This is a genomic window from Sulfuritalea hydrogenivorans sk43H (assembly GCF_000828635.1).
GTDB lineage: Bacteria > Pseudomonadota > Gammaproteobacteria > Burkholderiales > Rhodocyclaceae > Sulfuritalea > Sulfuritalea hydrogenivorans.
The window spans coordinates 871,769-895,170 of record NZ_AP012547.1; the positions used below are offsets into that span (position 1 = coordinate 871,769).

Below are 23,402 nucleotides of genomic sequence, written 5' to 3' on the forward strand. Positions count from 1 at the left end.
TAAATATTACGATCGCTATCGTCTAATTGATTGTTGAAATCGATTGGATAGGCGTGGGCTATCGGTGCCGATCGGATCGTCCAATCGGGCTTTTTGCGACGTGGAGAGCGCCGTGCCGCCGGTTATGTGACGAGCTTGCTCGTGCGGCTGGCTCGCCGGTCACACCGATTGCAGGCAGGATTAAACCGCACCTAGTCGGCGCGGCGAATGCTTGATTGGTCGCGCTTGCCCTTGTTGCCGCGCACGACAACGCGGCCGACGCGCAAGCGGTATTCCTCGAAGAGCTGCGACTGGCGATCCCACCCCGCCTTCTCCAGTGCCGGCAGGATGAACTTGGTGCAGATGTCGCGCTCTGAAAGTCCCTGGGTCATTTATCCGTGGCGGATCGCATAAACACATCGGCATGATACGGGATGGACTGTCGTTCGGAGCGATTTCCTCGGCGGGAGCAGTGTCTGTTCCGGAGTATTGTGGGGCTTCTATATCGCGAATACCTCAGTGACCATGAAAATCGAAAGACTACCTTTGGATATTCATGGTCAGGCATGGCGGCGACGCTCGCCGTGAAAAGTCGGCGCTGGCGATACGGCGATCAAGTCAAAGGATACTGGCGCGAGGCCGCCTGGCGCTCTTGCATTGGCGAAGAAGCGGTGGCGGACGTTTGCGGATCGCGTTCGAGAATCTCGACCAGTTCGCGGGCGTGGCTGCGCAGGTGGCTGTCGGCATCGGGATCGGTGGCCACGCGTTCCAGCAGCATCGCGGCGAGCATGGCGGCACGCGGGCAGCCGGTCGACATGTGGGTGGCGAGATGGGCCAGAGCGCCAGCGACCATGCGGGCCGGGGGTTGTTCGGTGGCGTAGTCGGTGGCGAGTGGGTGGTTGATGGTCATGTGAGTCAATCTCCAGGTCGATGATTGGCTGGCTGCCTTTGGTTCGCAGGGGAACCATGGGTGGCTGGCTGACAGGAAAAGCGGAAGTTCAGCGGGTGATGCGTATTTCCCTTACCAGACAAAGAAGGTCAGCCACCAGCTGGCGCCGACTGCGGCCAGCGGAAGCAGCCAGAGCAGGCCGGCGATACCGCGCGCCGCCGTACCGCTGGCGCCGACTCTCACCAGTTGCCAGCCGAGCGAGGCCGACCAGCCGAGGCCGATGACAAGCAGCGCCGCGCGCAGCGGGGTCAGCCAGCCCAGATGGACGCCTTCGGCGCGCAGATGGGTGGCGCTCATCATCGACAAGCCGAGGAAGAGGCCGATGCCGGCCAGCGGCACGAGGCCCAGCGCCAGTCGACGCCAGTCGACGCCGGCGAGATGTGCGGCGGCGCGCACCGTCAGCCAGGCGAAGCCGCCCAGCACAATCGCATACATGGAAATCCAGATCAGGATCGCGGCACCGTCGAGCCAGGTGAACACGTCGCCGGCTTCGGGGTAGCGCGTGAGCAGCCACCAGGCCGGGCTGTCGCCCAGCGGCCAGAGGATATCGCGCGCCACCAGCCAGTCGGCAGCGGCCTGTTTGCCTCGCACGAACCACGGGTTGACGGTCCACTGGAAGGCGCCCATGGCGACGCCGAGCATGCCGAACAGCAGTAGCACGGCCTCGTTGGTGCGCGGCATGTCGCCGCCGGCGTCGAGAATCTCGGCATTGGGCGAGCGCACGGCGAGCGTCACGGCATCGCGGTGGCCGCTGCAGCGGCCGCAAGCGTGGCACTGTCCGGCGCCCTTCATGTGCTTGACGTCGAGCAGCGGCGCGCAATCGACGGCGGCGCTGCGTTGTGGATGGGCGTCCCAGGCCGCGCGGTCGATGCGGAAATGCACCGGCGCGATACGCGCCAGCAGGCTGAAAACACCGGAGACCGGGCACAGGTAGCGGCACCAGACGCGTTTGCCCTTGCCATACATCCAGCCGACGCCGACGGCGGCGACGGTGGAGCCGCCGAGGATCAGCAGCGCGGCCTGCGGGTAGTCATAGACGCTGACGAGCTGGCCATAGACCGTGGTGAGGATGAAGGCCACCACCGGCCAGCCGCCCCAGCGCATCCATTTCGGGATGGCGCCGCCGCGCCCGTGGCGGCTGGCGAACTCGGCCAGCGCGCCTTCCGGGCAGAGCACGCCGCACCAGACGCGGCCCATGAGCATGATGGAGAGGATCACGAAGGGCCACCAGACGCCCCAGAACAGGTATTGCGCGAGCAGCACCAGCCGGTCCTGCCAGCAGGCGAGGTAGGCGGCCTTTTCTGTAGGGGTCGGGTTCAGTGCGCCGGTGGTGCATACGCTGCGATCGATCGCCGAGGTGGCGCCGAAATCAGAGGAGAACAGCCGCGCTTCCGGATGCGGATGCGGCAGGAAGGCGGGCAGGGCCACCAGTACCAGATAGAAGACCACGATCACCCACTGCACGGCGAGGATGGCGCGCCGGTGCCGCGCCATCCAGTCGCCGAGTCGCGCCAGTCGCGTGCGGCGTTGGGGCAGGCGCGGATGGAGGATGATGGTCGCGGTTTGCATTATTTCTACTTGGCAATGACCAGCAGCTCGCCGGTGGCGATGTTGAATTCGTCGACGAACATGTGTTCGCCCGCCGGCAGCTTGACGACGACGAAGGATTCGGCCTTGGCGGCGAGGATCTTCTCGACGTGCAGGTCGGCGTTCTCGAATTCCAGCGGCCCCGGACCTTCGTTCTTGAGGATGAGCTTGATGCGCTGCCCGGCCGGTACTTCGAGCCGCTTCGGTGTGAACACGCCGTCCTTGACGATGATGGTCCAGGTCGGCAGGGCGGCCGGCGCCGCCTGCGCATGGGCGCCCGTCGCCCAGCCGAGACCCAGCCAGAGCGCGAGGACGAATAATCCGTGCGAGAGTGGCGCCGGCATGATCAGAACCCCACCTTGGCACGCAGGCCGAACACCTTGACCGTCGGCGCGGCGGCGTTGCCTCCGGGCTGGCGAATCAACTGGAAGTCGGGCGTCAGTTCAACCTTGCTGTTGAGCTTGACGCGGTAGTAGAGCTCCAGTTGCTTTTCCGACCCGCTCGCCTGATAGCCGAAGTCGGCGTTGCCGTCGGCATCGGCGTCGATGGCCAGCGAGTCGCGGCGGAAGTTGGCGCTGGTGCGCAAGGCGCCGAGCGCCAGGCCGAGGCTGTCGGCGGCGCGTCCCCACGGGCTGCCGGCCAGTTCGGCGCCGAGCGTCAGCGCACGGTCGAAGCGCACCTGACCCTTCAGCTGGTGGCCATAGCGGCCGAACAGCGTTATGTCGTCGGCGACCTTCTGGTCGGCGGAGAAGCCGATTCCGGCGTGCTTGCGCTCGATCTGGTCGTAGGTCGCGCCGCGGCCGCGGCCGTTGTGCCACAGGTAGGCGCGGTAGGTGCCCGGCAGATAATTGAAGCGTGCGTGGGTCTCGGCCTGGGCGATGACGAAGGGCATAGCCAGCGAGCCGGAGAAATTGGCGCCGGGGCCGGAGCCGAACATGCCCAGCGAAAGGCTCCACTCGGAACCTTTCTGCTTTTCATTGACGTATTGCGCGATTACGCCGGGCGCGAAGCCGTAGGCATCGGCGCGGATGTCGCCGCCGGAATCCAGCAGGGGGTTATGCACGAAGGCGTTGTTCATGAATTTCGCCGATTCGTCATCGGCCGCGCCGTTCTGGTCGAAGAAGACGAAGGGGTCGATCTTGCCGGCTGTGAGGTGCAGGTGTTCGCGGGCATTGGCCTTCGTTCCTCCATCCAGCAAGGGGATCTTGAGCTGATACCAAGCCTGGGCCAGGATGCCGAAGGAATCGTCGCTGCCGGCGGCGGTCTGGAAGGCGGTGGTGTTGGCGCCGCTGGTGTAGGTTGGGCGCAGGCCGATGCCGCTGCCCTGGCCGAAGCGGAAGTGGGCGAAGATCTTGCCTTCGGTATCACCCATTTCGCCGCCGGGCAGCGTCACCGAAATGTCGCCGCGATAGTTGGCGCGGGGTTCATCGGCGCCACTCGCCGTGTGCGCAGCGCCGACCTTCTGCATCACGCCGGTCAGGCTGGCGCCGACCGTGATGCCTTCCAGCGATTCGATCTGGCGCGCCTGCTTCTGCATCGACAGGGTCTGGAATTCCACGGCCTTGAGGCGCGTAACGAGTTCCGGCTCTTTTTCGGAAAGGCGCTGGGTATCCAGCGCCTTTTCCATCTCCTTGTTCTGTTTTTCCAGCATCTCGATGCGCGCCGCGAGCCGTTTCAATTCGGCCAGCACCGCATCGTCGGCGGCCAGCACGGGCGCCGCGAACCCCGCCGCCAGCAGGGCGGCGATTAGCGTTCTGCGCATGATCAGTACCCGCCCTTCTTGCCGATGCCGGCGTAGGTGAATTCCCACTCGGTCTCGACCGGCTTGAACCACGGACGTACGCCGGTGGCGCGGTCGGTGTGGCGGCCGAAATGATTGCCGTGGGGGTTCTCTTTGGCGTTGGGCGGATAGATGATGAACTTGACCTTGTACTTGCCGGGGCCGCGCAACTTGACGTTGTCGCCATAGTGCGGGCCGTCGCTGGCGACCATCGGCATCATGTCGCCGCGGATTGTTTCATTGCTGCCGGCCTTGGTCAGTTCGTACTTGACCAGCAGGTGCGGAATCCACATGCCTTCGGCGAAGCCGTTGGCATTGCTGGAAAGGGCGTGGATGTCGGCTTCGAGATGGATGTCGGATTCGGAGGCCTTGCGCATGTGGCCCTCCGGCTCCATTTCGACGGCCTGCAGATAGACCGCGGCGACTTCCATGCCGGCGACGTTCTGCGGCACGCCGATGGGGTATTCAAGGGCGGCGGCGGAGAAGGACGCCGCGGCGAGGGCGGTGATGACGAGGGAACGCAGGGGAAACAGCATGGCAAACCTCCAAAGGATAAAGACATGTCTTTGGCTGGCTTGCCGATGATCTGGCTGGCTGGCTGTTGAGGCTGCGCGAGTTGCGTTGCCTGTGTTTCGGTTGCTACAGGATGTTCAGAGCGATTGTTCGAACCTATTTTGTCAGGATCAGCTTGCCCTGCCGGGTGCGGCGCAAGCGGTAGGTTTCGCCCTGATGGGTGATCTCGACTTCGCCTTTGGTGCCGAGCAGGGCGACGCTGTCCAGGGGGCGCGGGATAACGGCCGGCGTGCGCGACATTTCCGGCTTTGTGGTCGGGGGCTGAGGGTCGTTCTTCATGGCAAATTGCAGGTCAATCCAAAACGTAATGAGAATGATTCTCAATGATCTGAACCATTTTGTCAACGGGGAATTGCACTTCCTGGAGCCGGCCGTTCTTCGCGTTCAGTCAGGAAGGCGAAATCTTCGCAGCGCTATAATTCAAGCCTTTAGCAAATAGGAGCCAGCCATGGGCCTGGATCGCGTTCCTTCCGGCAAGGATTTGCCGAACGATTTCAACGTGGTGATCGAGATTTCGATGCACTCCGAGCCGATCAAATACGAGGTGGACAAGGAGTCCGGCGCGATATTCGTCGATCGCTTCATGTGCACGGCGATGCATTACCCCTGCAACTATGGCTATATCCCGCACACGATTGCCGGCGACGGCGATCCGGTGGATGTCCTGGTGCTTTCGCAGTTCGCCCTGCCGCCCGGCGTGGTGGTGCGCTGCCGTCCGATCGGCATGCTCAAGATGACGGATGAAGCCGGAGAGGACGCCAAACTGCTGGCGGTGCCGGTGGACAAGCTGACGCCGATGTACCGCGATATCGCCGGTCCGCGCGACCTGCCGCAGATCATGCTGGACCAGATATCGCATTTCTTCCAGCACTACAAGGATCTCGAGCCCGGCAAGTTCGTCAAGATACAGGGCTGGGTCGGCATCGAAGAGGCCAAGAAGGAAATCATGGATGGCGTTGCCGCCTTTGAGAGCGCCAAGGACAAGCCGGCGTTCTGAGTTTCGTCGCATCAAGCGGCCCGCCGTGAGGCGGGCTTATTATTATGTCTGCGGCATGTGCCGCGGACGGTATCCCCTGGTGGGATGCCTTGTTGATCCGCTATAGTTGATGCCATGACACGCCTGCGCATAGCCATTGCCCAATTCAACGCGCACGTCGGCGATCTGGCCGGCAATGCAGCCCGCATTCTCGAGTTCGCCGGCCGCGCGCGCGAAGGCGGTGCCGACGTGTTGCTGACGCCTGAACTGGCCTTGAGCGGCTACCCGGCTGAAGACCTGCTGATGCGGCCGGATTTCTATCGCGCCTGTACCGCGCAACTCGAACTTCTTGCGCGGGCGGCGCCGCTGCCGATCGTGATCGGCCATCCCGAAGAATTGGAAGATAATCGCTACAACGCCGCTTCTCTGGTGGCCGGCGGCAAGGTGGTGGCGACGTATCGCAAGCATCGCCTGCCGAATTACGAAGTCTTCGACGAAGAACGCTACTTTGCTCCGGGACACAAACCCTGCGTGATCGAACTCAAGGGTGTGCGCTGCGGACTGGCAATCTGTGCCGATGTATGGGAGTCAGGTGCAGCCGAGGCCGCCGCGCACGGCGGGGCGGAACTGATTCTTACCCTCAACGCGTCGCCCTTCCACATGAACAAGCAGGCGCGCCGCTATGAGGTATTGCGCGACCGCGTGGCCGGGACCGGCAAACCCGTGATCTATGCCAACCTGGTCGGCGGCCAGGACGAGCTGGTGTTCGACGGCGCCTCGTTCGCGATGGACGGGCAGGGGCGTCTGACGCACCAGCTGCCGGCCTTCGTCGAGGCCCTCGAATTCATCGACTATGCGGATGGGCATTTGCTGCCCGGCCGCATTGCGGAGCCGGCCTCGCGCGAGGCCGAGCTCTATGCGGCGCTCAAGCTGGGGGTTGCCGACTACCTCGGCAAGAACGGCTTTCCCGGCGCGATCATCGGCCTTTCGGGGGGCATCGATTCCGCGCTGACGCTGGCCATTGCGGTCGATGCGCTGGGCGCCGACCAGGTGCGCGCGGTGATGATGCCGTCGCCGTGGACCGCGCAGATGAGCCTCGACGATTCGCGCGAGATGGTACGTCGGCTGGGTGTGCAATACGATGAAATCCCGATTGCCGCGGCGATGGAGCAATTCGCCGTGTTGCTGGCGCCGACTTTCGCGCAACTGGGACCGAAGCCGGCCTGGGACACCACGGACGAAAACCTGCAGGCGCGCATTCGCGGCATGCTGCTGATGGCGCTGTCGAACCGCACCGGGCGCATCGTGCTGACCACCGGCAACAAGAGCGAAATGGCGGTCGGTTATGCCACGCTTTACGGCGACATGGCCGGCGGCTTCGCGGTCATCAAGGATGTGGCGAAGACCCTTGTTTATCGGTTGGCAAACTGGCGCAACGCGGTTTCCGACGTGATTCCGCGGAACATCATTACGCGTGCGCCCTCGGCGGAACTGAAGCCGGGGCAGACCGACCAGGACACGCTGCCTCCCTATGAAGTGCTCGACGCGATCATCGAAGCCTACATGGAGCGCGACGAAAGCCCGCGCCAGATCATCGCTGCCGGTTACGACGAAGCCGACGTGCGCAAGGTGGTCGGCATGTTGAAGAAGAACGAATACAAGCGGCGTCAGGCGCCGGTCGGAATCCGCGTCACGCAGCGCGGTTTCGGCAAGGACTGGCGCTATCCGATAACATCACGCTATCCAGACGAATACTGAATCAGGGGAAGCCAGACATGAAGAAGATCGAAGCCATCATCAAGCCGTTCAAACTCGACGAAGTTCGCGAAGCGCTTTCGGATGTAGGCGTGACCGGCTTGACCGTTACCGAGGTCAAGGGTTTCGGCCGCCAGAAGGGCCATACCGAGCTGTATCGCGGCGCAGAGTACGTCGTCGATTTCCTGCCCAAGATCAAGATCGAGATCGTCGTCGCCGAAGAGACGGTCGAGCCAGCCATCGAGGCCATCATCAAGGCGGCCCGCACCGGCAAGATCGGCGACGGCAAGATTTTCGTTTCGCCGGTGGAGCAGGTCGTGCGCATCCGTACCGGTGAAGCCAACGAAGCAGCGATCTGACCGGCCTTCGGGCCGGCCAGATCGCTGCTTGGCAGCAAATTGGTGAGCCTATCCCCCGGCCCCTTTTCCACGGAAAGGGGTGACCAAGTCAGGCGCTTTGCGCGATTATTTTTTGGCGGCGAGTAACACGATCACCGCGCCCGCGCCGCCCTCGGCGGCGCGCGCTTGGCAGAAGGCCAGCACTTCGCTGCGCTGGGTCAGCCAGCCCAAAACCAGCTTCTTCAGCACCGGCTCGCGGCCGGGCGAACTCAGGCCCTTGCCGTGCACGATGCGCACGCAGCGATAGCCATGACTTCGGCATTCCGCCAGAAACGTGACCACCGCGATTCGCGCCTGCTCGCGGTTCATGCCGTGCAGATCGAGCTTGCTCTGGGTTACCCAGCGCCCGCGCCGCAGATCGCGCAGCCAGGCCTTCGGCAGGCTGTCGCGGCGCCAGGCGGCTTCGTCGCCGCCTTCCAGATACAGGTCGATCAGCGCCGGGCCGTGCAGCGACTCGCCCAGAACGGCGGCCTCATCGCGCAAATGCTGGCGCGGAATGGCTGGTGGCAGGGGTGGTTCGTGGTGGACGCGATCCCAGGCCAGTGGCTGCACATCCGCCACCGCCTCCTGAAATACGGCGCGTTCTTCCGGTGACGGTGTGACGCGCTTGGGCACGATTCGCGGCTGCGCCGGGTTCGAAAGCCGCGATTTGCGCCGGATTACTCCAGGCTGTCGAGGTAGCGCTCCGCATCGAGCGCCGCCTGACATCCGGTGGCGGCGCTGGTCACGGCTTGTTTGTAGATGTGGTCCTGCACGTCGCCGGCGGCGAACACCCCGGGAATGTTGGTCGCCGTGGCGTTACCGCTGCGGCCGCTCTGGGTGACGATGTAGCCGCCCTCCATGTCGAGTTGGCCGACGAACAGGTCCGTGTTGGGCTTGTGGCCGATGGCGATGAAGACACCCATGAGCGCTATGTCTTCGGTGGCGCCGGTCTTGACGCTCTTGATGCGCATGCCGGTGACGCCGGACTTGTCGCCAAGTACCTCGTCCAGCGTACTGTCCCACTTGATGGTGACCTTGCCGGCTTTTTCCTTTTCGAACAGCTTGTCCTGCATGATCTTTTCGGCGCGGAACTTGTTGCGACGATGGACGACCGTGACGTGGCTGGCGATATTGGCGAGATACAGGGCTTCCTCCACCGCCGTGTTGCCACCGCCGACTACCGCGACCGCCTGGTTCTTGTAGAAGAAGCCGTCGCAGGTGGCGCAGGCGGAAACGCCCTTGCCGGAGAATGCTTCCTCCGACGGCAGGCCGAGATATTGCGCCGAGGCTCCCGTCGCGATGATCAGCGCGTCGCAGGTGTAGCTGCCTGCGTCGCCGATCAGGCGGATCGGCTTTTCCTTGAGCAAGGCCGTGTGAATGTGGTCAAAAATTATCTCGGTCTGGAAGCGCACCGCGTGCTTTTCAAAACGCGCCATCAGATCGGGACCTTGGACGCCGTCGGCGTCGGCCGGCCAGTTATCCACCTCGGTGGTCGTCATCAACTGCCCACCCTGAGCCATCCCGGTAATCAATACCGGTTTCAGGTTGGCGCGGGCCGCGTACACGGCGGCGGTGTAGCCGGCGGGGCCGGAACCAAGGATGAGAAGGCGGGCGTGACGGGTGCTCATGGCGGGCAATCCTGTAATGATTAATTGTTTAATTATATAGTTCGACCGGAGAGCTGGCTTCTAAGCGGCGACTATCACTCAAGAATTGCCAAATACTGCACAGACACAATCAGTTAGGTGCATTTTGCATCTTGCAACATGCTAGACTGATTAACTGTCAAGTACTCTTGGGGAAGCTGTGTTCTGGCTTGCGCAAAGAATATCGACTTTGCTTCTTTCAGCCTTTGCGACAAGGTGTCGCGGGTGGGTGCCGGTATTTTTCGTCCTGATTCCGGCGGGCCTCGTGTGGGCTCAGTCGGCACAGCCAATTTCCCGGGTAGCAGAAGCTGCCGGCAACTCTCCCTCTGCGGCCGAAGGCGGGGCGTTGCGCTTCGATATTACCCACTATGTTGCTCACGGCAACACGCTTATTCCGCAGTCGACCGTCGATGAACTGCTGGCACCCTACACGGGATCCGGGCGCGATTTCGGCTCCGTGCAGCAGGCTTTGGAAACGCTCGAGAAAGCCTATGCCGCGAGGGGGTTCAATGCCATACAGGTGATTCTTCCGGAGCAGACGCTTGAGTCCGGCACGGTTCACTTTCTTGTAGTCGAAAACCGGCTGGCGAAAATCCGGGTCGAGGGCAATCGACATTTCAGCAGCGAGAACTATCAGCGTTCGCTGGTTGCCCTTGAGTCCGGCAAGACGCCCAATTTTGACGAGATGGTCGACAACCTGCGGCTGCTGAACGAGAACCCGGCGAAGCAGGCAACCGTGGTGATGCGCGCAGGAGAAAATGAAGGCGAGGTGGATGCCGCGGTACGGGCCAGCGATCAGCCACCGATTCGCTATGCCGTCACGTTCGACAACACCGGCAACGCTCAGACCGGGCCGTTCCGCATCGGAGCGGCGGTGCAGCATGCCAACTTGTTCGACAGCGACCATGTCGTCAGCTTCCAGGCGATCACCTCGCCGCTGAGAGCGCGACAGGTGAAGATCTACGGCCTTGGCTACCAGGCACCGCTGTACTCGAGCAAGGGTACCCTCGGCATGTTCCTCGGCTATTCCAACGTCAATTCCGGAACGGTCAATACCGTCGGCGGCAACTTCAACATCGCGGGCAGCGGCATCATCGTCGGCCTGCGCTACACGCAGTTGATTCCCAAGCGCGGCGATTGGGAACACAAGCTTGCTCTCGGCTGGGATTGGCGCGCCTATCAGAGTAACGTAACCATTGTCGGTGGCAGCACCAAGCTGGTACCGGATGTCACGGTGCATCCGCTCAGCCTTACCTGGCAGAGCACGCTGAGGAAGGCCGACTCGGAGCTTTCAGGCTATGTGAGCCTGATACAAAACCTGCCGGGCGGCAACGACGGCAATGACTCGCAATTCCAGAAGGTCGGCTCCCGGCCGGGTGCCAATGCCCTGTATCAACTATGGCGCTACGGGGTGAATTTTCAAAAGGCGCTTGGAAGCGATTGGGCATTTCGCGCCAATCTCACTGGTCAGCATACCCGCCAGAGCCTGGTGACAGGCGAGATGTTCGGCATCGGCGGCGCCGATTCGGTGCGTGGCTTCCTGGAGCGCGAGCACTCGAACGACAAGGGACATCGCGGCAGCCTTGAACTCTATTCGCCCGAACTCGGTGCTCGTCTCTTGGACAATCTTAAGCTCAGAGTGCTTGGCTTCTATGATTTCGGCTGGGTCAAACGCGTGCATCCGACGCCAGCGGAGATCTACTCCACCGGGATTGCCAGTATGGGGATCGGCGTTCGGGCCAGTCTGGGCAAAGACATTACAGCGCGTCTCGATTACGCCAGCGTAGTGGATAGCTCCCATACATCCCGCGGCACGCGCCTGCACGGATCGGTGTCCTATGTTTTCTAAGGCCGACTCGATCAACATGGCACTGGGGCGCTCTCGGCGGTGGCCACGCTGTTCTGGCGCCTTGGCGCACATCCGGCAACTGCCCCTGAAGCGGATTTCCGTTGCCCTGGCGGCGGGTTTCTCTTCGCTGGTGCTCGCCAATCCCCTCGATCCAACCGTGGTGGCGGGCAGCGCCACATTCCAGAACGCCGGCAATACGCTTACCGTAACCAATGCAAACGGCACGGTAATCGACTGGAAAGGATTCTCGATCGGGCAGGGCGAGATCACCCGTTTCATTCAGGCCAATGCTGCAAGCCAGGTGCTGAACCGCGTCACCAGCGGCGATCCAAGCGTGATCCTGGGCGCTCTCCAATCCAACGGACGAGTATTCCTGATCAACCAGAACGGCATCGCTTTTGGCCCGAATGCACAAATCGACGTGGGTGGATTTGTCGTGTCGTCGCTGGGCTTGTCCAACGCCGACTTTCTGGCGGGCCGGCTCAATTTCACCGAGCAGGCCGGTGCCGGAAACATTGTCAATCAGGGATTGATCCGAACCGCAAGCGGCGGTCTGGTCGCCCTCATTGCGCCAACCATTGAAAACCACGGAATCATTCAGGCGCCCAACGGCGATGTGATTCTCGCTGCTGGCAAGAGCGCAAATCTGGTCGATTTGCAGCGCCCCTCGATCCAGGTGGAAGTGAATGCGGCCGACAACCAGGCACTCAATGTCGGGCAGCTGGTGGGTCGCAACATCGGCATATATGCAGGTGCCATCCGGCATTCCGGTATAGCCAGTGCCAACACCGCGGCGCTTGATGAAACGGGTCGCGTCGTTTTCAAGGCGGTGGGCGACACGCTGGTGTCGGGCAAGGTGTCGGCGCGCAATGAGGCTGGTTCTGGCGGCCGAATCGAAGTGCTGGGCGATCGCGTCGGTCTGTTTGATGGCGCTGACATTGATGCGTCCGGCAAGACTGGCGGCGGGACTGTTCTAGTCGGTGGTGACTTCCAGGGCAAAAATCCGGACGTGCAGAACGCACAACGCACCTACGTTGCCCGGACGGCAAAAATCAGCGCTGATGCAATTGAGCAGGGCGATGGCGGCAAGGTGGTCGTTTGGGCGGATGACACGACGGTTTTCCACGGCTCGATTGACGCTCGGGGCGGGGCAGAGAGTGGCGACGGCGGAAATGTGGAGGTATCCGGGAAGCAGAATTTGGGCTTTACGGGAACTGTTGCTACTGGTGCCGCAAAAGGCAAGACAGGTTCTTTGCTGCTCGATCCAAATGATCTGTATGTCGGTCAGGATCCGAGTAACGGAGCACTGCTCGAGCCAAACGCTGATGCGGATGCAACGACATTTTTTGCGCAGACCAATCCCAATGACTATTTCGTTTTGGCGGCAAGCCTTGCAGGGGATACGAATTACACTCTTCAAGCCAACCACGATGTGATCTTCAATGCCAACGTCGGCTTTGGTTCGGCGGCGGGCAAAACGGTATTGATCACGGCGACCAACAACATCTTCTCTACCGGATTTGCCATCACTACCGCAGGTGGCGCCCTGACCATGAATTCGGCCACGATGTCGTTGGGAGGCATCGATACAGGTGCCGGCTTGCTGACGCTCAACAATTCCGGCGCGGCTTCGCAGTCTGGGGTATTTGCCGGCTCTGGTGGTCTGACCAAAACAGGTGGCGGGACGCTGACCCTATCGCAGATCAACACCTACACGGGCACGACCAACGTAACGGCGGGGACGCTGAGCGTAAGCGACGCAGCGGCGCTGAACACGGCATCGTCGGTGGTGGTCAATGGAGGCACGCTGGACATCAACAACATCACGCTCAACACGCTGGCGGGGATGACGGTGCAGGGCACGGGCGCGGGAGGCGTGGGAGCGCTGACCGGCACGGGAGCCGGAGCGCGCTACGACGGCGCGGTGACGCTGGCGGCGGCGACGACAGTCGGCGGTGGCGGCACGCTGACGCTGAGCGGGATCATTGGCGATGGTGGCAGTGCCTACAAACTGAGCAAGGAAGGCGCGGGCACACTGGTCCTGGGTGGGGCCAACAGCTACACGGGCTTAACTACGGTGAGCGCGGGCACATTGGCCTACGGCGCGGCTGACGTGATTGCCACTGGCGGAGTGACGGTAGATGGCGCGTCCGCAATATTGGCGCTTGGCCTCAACCATAGCGACTCCGTAGGCACGGTGACCGTGGCAAACGGGGGCAGCATCACAGGCACCGGTACCTCGGCACTGACGAGCACCGGCAGCTTTGAGATGCAGTCTGGTTCGGTGAGCGCGATCCTGGCCGGCAGCGGCATTGCACTGAACAAGACCACGGCGGGCACGGTGACGCTTTCAGGCGCGAATACCTACACCGGGATAACCACGGTGAGCGCAGGAACATTGGTTGTCGGGGCCGCTGCGCCTTCTGGGTCGGCTGGCGCGTTGGGTAATGCGACCAGTGCGGTGCTATTGGGAGACACGGCCGGTAGTGCGAACGCAGCGTTGTTGATTGGCGGCGCCTTTACGGTTGGACGTGATGTCACCGTTCAAGCGGGCAGCAGCGGCACGGCGACAATTGGCGGGAGTACCGCAAATAGTTCGACGTTCTCGGGCTCGGTGACGTTGAACAAGAACGCGACATTTACGGCGGCCAACGGCGGTACCACTATATTCTCGGGGATCATAAGCGATGGCGGGGCTCAAACGCTGACACTGGATGGAGCCAACGGCAGCACGATCAACCTCGCCAACAACGTAACGGTGAATGCATTGACTGTTTCGGCAACGACGCAGAATATTTCGCTGGTCGGGCGCGAGCAACAGCATCGCGGGAGCGACGACCTTCAACAACACGGGCACGACGACGCTGGGCGACCAGAACACGGACAGCACCACCTTTACCGGAGGGCTGGTGGCGACGGCGGGGGCGAAGAACATCGCGGGCGCGATCAACACCACCAACACGGCGATGGACCTGGGCACGACGACGGTAGCGGTGACGGACAACGCCACGCTCAACGCTGGATCGAACACCATCACACTGGGCGCGGCGACGCTGGCCGACGGCAAGAGCCTGACGCTGGGCACGGGCGGGGCGACCACCATCAACACCGGCAGCATCACTGGCAACGCGGGCGCGGGCGCGGAGAACCTGACGATCAACACCACGGGCGTGGCGACGATCGGCGGCGCGGTCGGCGCGGTGCCGCTGGGCACGATCACCATCACGCAATCCGGTGGCACGAGCTTTAACGGCACGGTAGCTGCGGCAAGTCTGACCCAGAGCGCAGGCACCGGCACCACCACGCTGAATGGCTCCGTGAGTACCAGTGGAGTATCCGGCGTTAGCCTTACCGGTACCAATCTGGTCGTTAACGCGGGCATCACCACTACTGGTGGCGGAGGGGTGATGTTCAACGAGTCCGGCACCATAGGGACGGCGGCAGCGGGTGATATCGCTGCTAGCGGCGCGGTGAGCATTACCGCTGGCGGCGGGCTTACGACGGCGGGAGATGTTGGCGGTACAACGGTGAGCCTCAGCGGCGTCGGCATTGCCAACACTGGCATAATTTCCGGCACGACCGGTGTGACTGTGAGCGCCGGTACTGGCGCGCTGAACAATGCTGGCGGAACCATAACCAACGGCGGTGGCGTCAGTACTGCTCCCATCGTGCTCAAGGGCGACAGCATGACCCTTGTCGGCGGTACTGTTACCGGCGGTTCCGGGCAGGTGACGCTGACCTCGGGAACCGTGGGCAGGGCGATTCGGATCGGTGCGGCGGCGGTTGGCGGTGAGCTTGAACTGTTGCAGGCAACGCTGAATGTGCCGACCACCACTGGCGGCCTGGTGATTGGAGACCCGGCCCACACGGGGGATATCACCGTCGCAGGAACGATCACAACACTGACCGGGGCAAGTGGCGGCTTCACCATCAACAACGGCTACGATCTTGGCGGCGGGCCGACGTCAGGGCGAATCGTGGACAACGGTTCCGGCTTGATCAACGTGGCGGACCACGTGAAGTTCCGGGCCTATGGAAATATCGGTGACAGCGTCAATCCGATCCATGTCGGGGCGAATGCCCTTTCACTGATGAGCAGTTCGGAGTTGAGTTCCGCCTCGACCTACATCAACAAGACCGGGGCGCTGGTGGTGTCCGGAATCAACGGTGGTGGCGGACAGGTCTTCTTGACGGCGAGCGGGGCAATTACCCAGACGGGTGACATCGTGAATGTCGGCACACTCAAAGCCACCACCACGGTGGGCGGGATCACCTTGCAAAATCTCGGAAACACTGTCACCAATTTGTATCTCACTGCTCCCGGGGCGCTGGCCTACAAACAGACGGCGGGCTATACGGTGGTGGAGGCATCCGGAAACGGAATGGATTTCGCTTCCGGCGGGAATCTCAATCTCGCGGCGGTAATCGCGGGTGGGCCGCTGAACATCGATGCTGGCTCGGGTGATGTGTCCTTGAGTACGACGGGCGCCATTTCGATTTCGGGTCCGGGCAAGGTGCTGGGTCGAAACCTCAATTTCAACTTTGCGAATTCCGTGACGTTCAGTGGTGGCAGCACGGCCGGGCAGTCGAACGACCTCACCATCAAGGCCGGCGGTAATCTAACGCTCAACGCGGCGAGCCTGACTATTTCGGGCGGCACGACCGCCGCGGGAGCCGGCCAGAATCTGAAAAATGATGTAGTCATCGAGGCCGGCGGATTGCTGTCCATTACCACCACCGGCAATTTCACCATGGGTGGTGGCACGGCAACTTCGAACGCTTCGACGGCACAGGCACAGGCCAACGCCTTCCTGACCGCGGGCGAACTCAAGCTGAAGGTCGGCGGGAATTTCCGCGTCAACGGTGGAACGGCCAACCTGACGGGTGGTGGCGAGGCCAACGCAAGCGCCATTGTGCTGGTCAAGTCGGGCAAGACCGTCGATGTCACCGGCGATTTCATCCTGACAGGCGGAAAAATTACGGGAGCCGGAACCAAGGCTACCGCGATGGCGGTGTTTGATCCGGAATTGCCGCTGGAGATCAAGACCGGAGGCAATGTGGCCGTGGTTGCGGGCAGTACGCCGTCATCTTCCCCGACCCTGCTGGCGACAGCCAGCATCCTTAACGCCGGGCCGATCAAGTTCACCATCGGCGGCTCCGGCACCTTCACCCATCCCGATGGCGCCATCGCCGCGGTGCTGGGCTCGGGCATCGACGGCGGCCTGATCATCGCCGGCGGCAAGGGGTCGGGCATTTACGACGTGTTCGACAATCCCGTGACCACCAATGACTATCCCATCAGCTACAAGTTCACCAATGGCGGAGCCCTGACGCTGATTACCGACATGACGGGCTATGCAGATGCGCTGGTCAAGTCGCGGGCGCCGATGGGGATCGACGAGTCGCTGCTGGGCTATATCAATTTCTCGATCAATACCGAGACGATTACCAAGAGCCGGCGCGGCGCCGCTGATCAGGGCAACTTCAAGCGCAGGACCGCAGGACAATGCAGCTAAGGAGATCATCGTGAAAACCATTCGCACCATTCTTGCGACACTGGCTTGCCTGATTGCAGGCAGCGCTTTCGCCAACGGCACGATTATCCAGCTTTCGGGAACGCTTTCGGTCAAGCGGGCCGACGGTTCGACGCGGATCCTTTCGATGAAGTCGGAGGTCATCCCCGGCGACACGCTGGAAACGCAGAAGGACAGCTACGCGCAAATCAAGTTCAAGGACGGCGCGACCATTACCTTGAAGCCGAGTACCCAGTTCACCGTGGCCGCCTATACCTTTGTTGAAGCCAGGCCGCAGGAGGACAACGCGGTATTCAGCTTGTTGAAGGGTGGCATTCGCGCCGTATCGGGCCTCATCAGCAAGCGCGGCGACCAGGATGCCTACAAGATGAACACGACGACGGCGACGATCGGCATTCGCGGCACGATATTCGACGTGGATGACTGCAAGACCGGCCGTTGCAAGAAGGAGGGCGGCGAAGACGACAGCCAGGAGCCCGGCGTCTATGTCAGCGTGCGCGATGGCGAAGTACTGGTCGCCAACGGTGCAGGTTCCCTGTCCCTCTCGGCCGGGCAGTTCGGCTTCATTGCCGCCGCCAATCTGATGCCCAAACTGCTGCCGGGCGATCCCGGCCTGGGCTCGATTCCGCAGGCGTCCCTGGTTGAAACCGTCACCTCGGGCGGCAAGAACAGGGGAGTCTGCGACTGACACCCTGTCGCAAGGGTGGAACAGGACCCGACTTGGGCGGCTTTTTGCGGTTTGGGCGCCCCGACGGGCAGCCATAATTTGGCAGTGTCCGTCATTCCGGTCCGGCTTGAATCGAGGCCTGGCCCCCTGCCATGAGTGCTATCAGCGCGCCTGAATCCGTTTCGACTCCGCTGCCCGAAAAGATCGCCTTGCTGGTGCATGAGGCGCGCTGGCTGCTGGTCGGCCTCGTCGGCCTCTATCTGGGGTTGGTCTTGTGGGGTTTCGAGCGGACCGACCCCGGCTGGTCGCATGCCGCCACGGTTGAGCGCATCGCCAATCCGGGCGGGAAATTTGGCGCCTGGCTGAGCGATCTTCTGCTGTACTTGTTCGGGCTCTCCGCCTGGTGGTGGGTGGCGTTGCCGTTCTTCCTGCTGATGTGGGGCTACCATCGACTGAGCCACCTGTTTGGCGGTGACAGACGTCCCCTGTTGATTGCCCTGTCTGGCTTCGCCCTGCTCCTGCTGGCCAGTTGCGGCCTTGAGGCCATGCGCTTCTGGAGCCTGAAGATAGCGCTGCCCCTGATGCCCGGCGGCATGCTCGGCGTCGAGGTCAGTCGCCAGATCACACAGTATCTGGGTTATACCGGCGGTACACTGGTTCTGCTGGCGTTGGCGATGATCGGTTTCAGTTTGTTCACGGGCGCTTCGTGGATAACGATTGCCGAGAAGTGCGGTACCTTGCTCGAAGGCGTCTATGTCGGCGTGCGCAGCTTGTGGGACGGCTGGCAGGATCGTCGTTACGGGCGCGCGGTGGCCGAGCAGCGCGAAGTGGTGGTTGAAACGGAACGCCGCAAGGTCGAGGAAAATCCGCCGCCGCCGATCCGGATCGAGCCGGTGGAAGCGATGGTGCCGGTCGCCGCCAAGGCCGTGGCCCGTGCGGACAAGGAGCGCCAGGCGCCGCTGTTTTTCGATGCGCCGGGCGGCGCGCTGCCGCCGCTGCATTTGCTGGCCGAGCCCTCGCACAATCCGGCGGATCTGCCGTCAGCCGAGACACTGGAATTCACCTCGCGCCTGATCGAACGCAAGCTGGCCGACTTCAACGTCGAGGCCAAGGTGCTGACCGCGCATCCCGGCCCAGTGGTGACGCGCTACGAGATCGAGCCGGCGGTGGGCGTCAAGGGCAGCCAGATCGTCGGCCTCGCCAAGGACCTGGCACGCGCGCTCTCCTTGGTATCGATCCGCGTGGTCGAGACCGTGCCCGGCAAATCCTGCATGGCGCTGGAACTGCCCAACCCGAAGCGGCAGATCGTGCGCCTGTCGGAGATCATCGGCTCGCAGGCCTATCACGGCATGCATTCGCCGCTGTCGATGGCCATGGGCAAGGATATCGGCGGCCAGCCGGTGGTGGTCGATCTGGCGAAGATGCCGCACCTGCTCGTGGCGGGCACCACGGGCTCGGGGAAATCGGTCGGGGTCAATGCGATGATCCTCTCGCTGATCTACAAGTCCGAGCCGAAGGACGTGCGCATGATCATGGTCGACCCGAAGATGCTCGAGTTGTCGATCTACGAAGGCATTCCGCACCTGCTGGCGCCGGTGGTGACCGACATGACCAAGGCCGCCAACGCGCTGCACTGGTGCGTCGGCGAAATGGAGCGGCGCTACAAACTGATGTCGGCGCTCGGCGTGCGCAACCTCTCCGGCTTCAACAGCAAGATCAACGAAGCGAAGAAGGCCGGCGAGTCCATCCCGAATCCCTTCTCGCTGACGGCCAATACCGAGATCGGCCCCGAGCCGCTGGAGCCCATGCCCTATATCGTGGTGGTGATCGACGAGCTGGCCGACCTGATGATGGTGGTGGGCAAGAAGATCGAGGAACTCATCGCGCGCCTGGCGCAGAAGGCGCGGGCCTCGGGCATCCACCTGATCCTCGCCACGCAGCGGCCCAGCGTCGACGTGATCACCGGCCTGATCAAGGCCAACATTCCGACGCGGATCGCCTTCCAGGTATCGAGCAAGATCGATTCGCGCACCATCCTCGACCAGATGGGCGCGGAGGCGCTGCTCGGCCAGGGCGACATGCTCTACCTCGCGCCGGGCACCGGCCTGCCGATCCGCGTGCATGGGGCCTTTGTCGCCGACGATGAAGTGCATCACGTCGTCGATCACCTGAAGAAGGTCGGGCCACCCGACTATGTCGAGGGCTTGCTCGACGGTCCGGCCGGCGAGGACTCGGGAGTCGGCGCTGGCCAAGGTAACGACACGGCGGCCGGCGATGCCGAAGCCGACCCGATGTACGACCAGGCCGTCGAAGTCGTGCTGAAAACGCGGCGGCCCTCGATCTCGCTGGTACAGCGCAATTTGCGCATCGGCTACAACCGCGCCGCACGGCTGATCGAAGCCATGGAAAAGGCCGGCTTGGTCACGCCCATGAATGGCGCGGGCGGCCGCGAGGTGATTGCGCCAAATCGTCAGGAGTGAGCACGGCAAGCGTGGGGCTGCGATAATCCCCGGATGAAGGTTTTCCGCTCCGTCCTCCTTGCCCTCTGCGGCTATGGGTTTTTGACTCCCGTCCAGGCTACCGGCCTCGACCAGCTCAAGAACTTTCTCGAAACCAACCGCAGCGCGCGCGGCGTGTTTGCGCAAACAGTGATTGCCAAGTCGGGGCGCAAGCCGCAACAATCTGCGGGAATCTTCGCCCTGCAGCGCCCCGGAAAGTTCCGCTGGTCCTACGAAAAGCCCTACAAGCAGCTGCTGGTCAGCGACGGCAACAAGCTATGGAGTTACGATCCGGAACTCAACCAGGTCGCGGTGAAGAAGCTCGGCTCGGCCTTTGGCGCCAGCCCGGCTGCGCTGCTGGCGGGGCAGGATCTCGACAAGCATTTCGAACTCAAGGAGGGCATCGCGGCGGATGGCCTCGAATTCGTGGAGGCCAGGCCGAAGGGCGGCGACGCGAGCTTCGAGCGAATGAAAATCGGTTTCGCCGCCAACCGGCCGATGAGCATGGAAATCCACGACAGCTTCGGTCAGGTGACGGTGCTGCGCTTCACCCAGTTCGAGGCCAACCCCGTGCTGGGGGCCGGGCTGTTCCGCTTCGTCGCACCGGCCGGGGCCGATGTTGTCGGCGACTGATCTGTTCGAGACGGCGAACCCGCATGCGCCGCTGGCGGAGCAGATGCGGCCGCGTGCGCTCGACGAGGTGATCGGCCAGCGCCATCTGCTGGGCGAGGGCAAGCCGCTGCGTCTGGCGTTTTCTTCCGGGACGCCGCATTCGATGATCCTCTGGGGCCCGCCGGGCGTCGGCAAGACCACGCTGGCGCGCTTGATGGCGGACAGTTTCGACGCCGAGTTCGTCGCGCTGTCGGCGGTCTTCTCCGGCGTCAAGGATATCCGCGAGGCGATGCAGCAGGCCGAGGTCATGGCGCAGCAGGGCCGGCGCACGATACTGTTCGTCGATGAAGTACATCGCTTCAACAAGGCGCAGCAGGACGCCTTCCTGCCCTACGTCGAAAAGGGAACGGTCACCTTCATCGGCGCGACCACCGAAAACCCGTCATTCGAAGTGAATTCCGCGCTGTTGTCGCGGGCTTCGGTCTATGTGCTGAAGAGCCTTGACGAGGCCGAGCTGGGCGAACTGTTCGATCGCGCCCAGTCACAAGCGTTGACCGATCTGGAGTTCGACCCCGAGGCGCGTGACCGTCTGATCGGCTACGCCGACGGCGATGCGCGGCGCCTGCTCAACGTGCTGGAGCAACTGCGCACGGCCACCGCCACCGCCGGTCACCGTGTCGTCAGCGCCGACTTTCTGGAACAGACTCTGGCCGCCGACCTGCGACGCTTCGACAAGGGCGGCGACGCCTTCTACGACCAGATCTCGGCCCTGCACAAGTCGGTGCGTGGCTCCGACCCCGATGCCGCGCTGTACTGGCTGGTGCGCATGCTCGACGGCGGCGCCGATCCGCTCTACATGGGGCGGCGCATCGTGCGCATGGCCATCGAGGACGTCGGCCTGGCCGACCCGCGGGCCTGGGAGATCGCGCTGAATGCCTGCGCCACTTACGAACGCCTGGGCAGCCCGGAAGGCGAACTGGCGCTGGCCAATGCCGTGCTCTACATGGCCGTGGCGCCGAAGTCGAACGCGGCCTACGTCGCCTATAATGCGGCCCGCGCGTTTGTGGCGAAGGACAAGAGCCGCGGCGTGCCCGAACACCTGCGCAACGCGCCGACCAAGCTGATGAAGGAACTCGGCTACGGCGCCGATTACCGCTACGCCCACGACGAAGCCGAGGGCTACGCCGCCGGGGAAACCTACCTGCCCGAGGGGATGCCCAAGGTGCATTGGTACCAACCCGTGGCGCGCGGGCTGGAACAGAAGATCGCCGAAAAACTTGCCCATCTGCGCGAGCTGGATGCCAAAGCCGCAAAGACTCGATAGGAAACACCATGCTGGACATCCAACTTCTCCGCAGCAATCTTCCCCTCGTTGCCGAGCGCCTGGCCTTGCGTGGCGTCACGCTCGACACCGCGGCCTTCGAAGCGCTCGAAGCCGAGCGCAAACGTCTGCAGGTGCACACGCAAGACCTGCAGGCCAAGCGCAACACGCTGTCGAAGCAGATCGGCATGTTGAAGGGCAAGGGCGAAGACGCCTCCGCCGTGATGGCCGAGGTCGCGGGGCTGGGCGACGAGCTGAAGGCCGGCGAGACGGCGCTGGCGGAGCTGATGCCGCGCTTCGATACCTTCCTCGAACTGATTCCCAACCTGCCGCACGAGAGCGTTCCGACTGGCCGTGACGAAACCGGCAATGTCGAGATCCTGCGCTGGGGCACGCCGCGCGCCATCGCCGCACCGCGCGATCACGTCGATCTCGGCACCGCGCTGGGCGGGCTGGACTTCGAAGCCGGGGTCAAGATTTCCGGCAGCCGCTTCACGGTGATGAAGGGGCAGATCGCGCGCCTGCATCGTGCGCTGACCCAGTTCATGCTCGACCTGCACACCACGGAGCATGGCTACACCGAGGTCTACACGCCCTACCTGGTCAATCCCGAAAGCATGTTCGGCACCGGCCAGTTGCCCAAGTTCGAGGAGGACCTGTTCATGGTCCCGCGCAGCGACGGCAGCAAGCTCTATCTGATTCCGACCGCCGAAGTGCCGGTAACCAACATTGTGCGCGGCGAGATTCTTGCCGCGGAAACACTGCCGCTCAAGTTCGTCGCCCACACGCCCTGCTTCCGCTCGGAAGCCGGCAGCTACGGCAAGGACACGCGCGGCATGATCCGCCAGCACCAGTTCGACAAGGTGGAGTTGGTGCAGATGGTGCGGCCCGATCAGTCGTGGGACGCGCTGGAGCAACTCACCGGCCACGCCGAGGCCGTGCTGCAGAAACTCGAACTGCCCTACCGCAAGGTCGCCTTGTGCACCGGCGACATGGGCTTTTCCGCGGCCAAGACTTACGACCTCGAAGTCTGGCTGCCGGCGCAGAACACCTATCGCGAGATTTCCTCCTGCTCCAATTTCGAGTCCTTCCAGGCGCGCCGCATGCAGGCCCGCTTCCGCAATGAAAAGAACAAGCCCGAATTGCTGCATACCCTGAACGGCTCCGGCCTCGCGGTGGGCCGCACGCTGGTCGCGGTGCTGGAGAACTACCAGAACGAAGACGGCAGCATCACGGTACCGGCTGCGCTGCGTGGCTACATGGGCGGCGTGGAGAAGATCAGCGCCGCGTAGTGCG

The 23,402-nt window shown here is 62.9% G+C and carries 19 protein-coding genes; 10 read left to right on the plus strand and 9 right to left on the minus strand.

What is annotated here, in order from left to right:
* Positions 1-191 precede the first annotated feature (191 nt).
* The 7 genes from SUTH_RS04290 to hemP form a co-directional block, all read right to left on the minus strand.
* Positions 192-371 carry a hypothetical protein gene (locus SUTH_RS04290; protein WP_041097359.1) on the minus strand — a complete coding sequence of 60 codons (180 nt, stop codon included), beginning with the start codon at positions 369-371 and terminating at the stop codon, positions 192-194.
* A 221-nt stretch (positions 372-592) separates the two neighbouring features.
* Positions 593-889: a hypothetical protein gene (locus SUTH_RS04295; RefSeq protein ID WP_041097360.1), complete on the minus strand. Its 297-nt coding sequence runs from the start codon at positions 887-889 to the stop codon at positions 593-595.
* Between the two features lie 111 nt (positions 890-1,000).
* Positions 1,001-2,497 carry a 4Fe-4S binding protein gene (locus SUTH_RS04300; protein ID WP_052473213.1) on the minus strand — a complete coding sequence of 499 codons (1,497 nt, stop codon included), beginning with the start codon at positions 2,495-2,497 and terminating at the stop codon, positions 1,001-1,003.
* A gap of 5 nt (positions 2,498-2,502) precedes the next feature.
* Positions 2,503-2,859, minus strand: coding sequence for a cupredoxin domain-containing protein (locus SUTH_RS04305; protein WP_041097362.1), 357 nt, complete (start codon positions 2,857-2,859; stop codon positions 2,503-2,505).
* A 2-nt stretch (positions 2,860-2,861) separates the two neighbouring features.
* On the minus strand, positions 2,862-4,277 hold the full coding sequence (locus SUTH_RS04310) for a carbohydrate porin (RefSeq protein ID WP_041097364.1): 1,416 nt from the start codon (positions 4,275-4,277) through the stop codon (positions 2,862-2,864).
* A gap of 2 nt (positions 4,278-4,279) precedes the next feature.
* A complete protein-coding gene (locus SUTH_RS04315; protein WP_041097366.1) occupies positions 4,280-4,831 on the minus strand; it encodes an iron transporter in 552 nt (183 codons plus the stop codon).
* A 133-nt stretch (positions 4,832-4,964) separates the two neighbouring features.
* Entirely contained in the window at positions 4,965-5,147 is a 183-nt protein-coding gene (gene hemP, locus SUTH_RS04320; protein WP_041101654.1) for a hemin uptake protein HemP, read from the minus strand.
* A gap of 169 nt (positions 5,148-5,316) precedes the next feature.
* Between hemP and ppa the strand changes: the two genes are divergently transcribed.
* The 3 genes from ppa (at position 5,317) to SUTH_RS04335 (ending at position 7,958) form a co-directional block, all read left to right on the plus strand.
* Positions 5,317-5,865, plus strand: coding sequence for an inorganic diphosphatase (gene ppa / locus SUTH_RS04325; protein WP_041097368.1), 549 nt, complete (start codon positions 5,317-5,319; stop codon positions 5,863-5,865).
* A gap of 114 nt (positions 5,866-5,979) precedes the next feature.
* On the plus strand, positions 5,980-7,602 hold the full coding sequence (locus tag SUTH_RS04330) for an NAD+ synthase (protein ID WP_041097370.1): 1,623 nt from the start codon (positions 5,980-5,982) through the stop codon (positions 7,600-7,602).
* A 17-nt stretch (positions 7,603-7,619) separates the two neighbouring features.
* Positions 7,620-7,958: a P-II family nitrogen regulator gene (locus SUTH_RS04335; RefSeq protein WP_041097372.1), complete on the plus strand. Its 339-nt coding sequence runs from the start codon at positions 7,620-7,622 to the stop codon at positions 7,956-7,958.
* 105 nt (positions 7,959-8,063) lie between these two features.
* Here SUTH_RS04335 and SUTH_RS04340 read toward each other — a convergent pair whose 3' ends face one another.
* The gene (locus SUTH_RS04340) at positions 8,064-8,612 is read right to left on the minus strand and encodes a Smr/MutS family protein (protein WP_052473216.1); all 549 of its coding nucleotides are present in this window, start codon (positions 8,610-8,612) and stop codon (positions 8,064-8,066) included.
* Between the two features lie 44 nt (positions 8,613-8,656).
* Positions 8,657-9,607, minus strand: coding sequence for a thioredoxin-disulfide reductase (trxB, locus tag SUTH_RS04345; protein WP_041097374.1), 951 nt, complete (start codon positions 9,605-9,607; stop codon positions 8,657-8,659).
* A 247-nt stretch (positions 9,608-9,854) separates the two neighbouring features.
* On the opposite strand from trxB, the gene SUTH_RS04350 reads away from it, so the two are divergent.
* The 7 genes from SUTH_RS04350 to serS all read left to right on the plus strand — a co-directional run bounded on the left by SUTH_RS04350 (position 9,855) and on the right by serS (position 23,398).
* Positions 9,855-11,474, plus strand: coding sequence for a ShlB/FhaC/HecB family hemolysin secretion/activation protein (locus SUTH_RS04350; protein WP_052473218.1), 1,620 nt, complete (start codon positions 9,855-9,857; stop codon positions 11,472-11,474).
* Positions 11,475-11,535: 61 nt separating this feature from the next.
* Complete coding sequence (locus SUTH_RS18270; RefSeq protein ID WP_171817309.1) at positions 11,536-14,724, plus strand: two-partner secretion domain-containing protein; 3,189 nt, start codon at positions 11,536-11,538, stop codon at positions 14,722-14,724.
* 2,276 nt (positions 14,725-17,000) lie between these two features.
* Positions 17,001-17,696: a FecR family protein gene (locus tag SUTH_RS04365; RefSeq protein WP_052473222.1), complete on the plus strand. Its 696-nt coding sequence runs from the start codon at positions 17,001-17,003 to the stop codon at positions 17,694-17,696.
* Between the two features lie 131 nt (positions 17,697-17,827).
* On the plus strand, positions 17,828-20,155 hold the full coding sequence (locus SUTH_RS04370) for a DNA translocase FtsK (protein ID WP_041097378.1): 2,328 nt from the start codon (positions 17,828-17,830) through the stop codon (positions 20,153-20,155).
* 81 nt (positions 20,156-20,236) lie between these two features.
* A complete protein-coding gene (gene lolA / locus SUTH_RS04375) occupies positions 20,237-20,806 on the plus strand; it encodes an outer membrane lipoprotein chaperone LolA (RefSeq protein ID WP_231851097.1) in 570 nt (189 codons plus the stop codon).
* Positions 20,790-22,109: a replication-associated recombination protein A gene (locus tag SUTH_RS04380; protein ID WP_041097382.1), complete on the plus strand. Its 1,320-nt coding sequence runs from the start codon at positions 20,790-20,792 to the stop codon at positions 22,107-22,109. The genes lolA and SUTH_RS04380 overlap by 17 nt, the downstream gene beginning before the upstream one ends.
* Positions 22,110-22,117: 8 nt before the next feature.
* Entirely contained in the window at positions 22,118-23,398 is a 1,281-nt protein-coding gene (gene serS, locus SUTH_RS04385; RefSeq protein WP_041097384.1) for a serine--tRNA ligase, read from the plus strand.
* Positions 23,399-23,402: the final 4 nt, after the last annotated feature.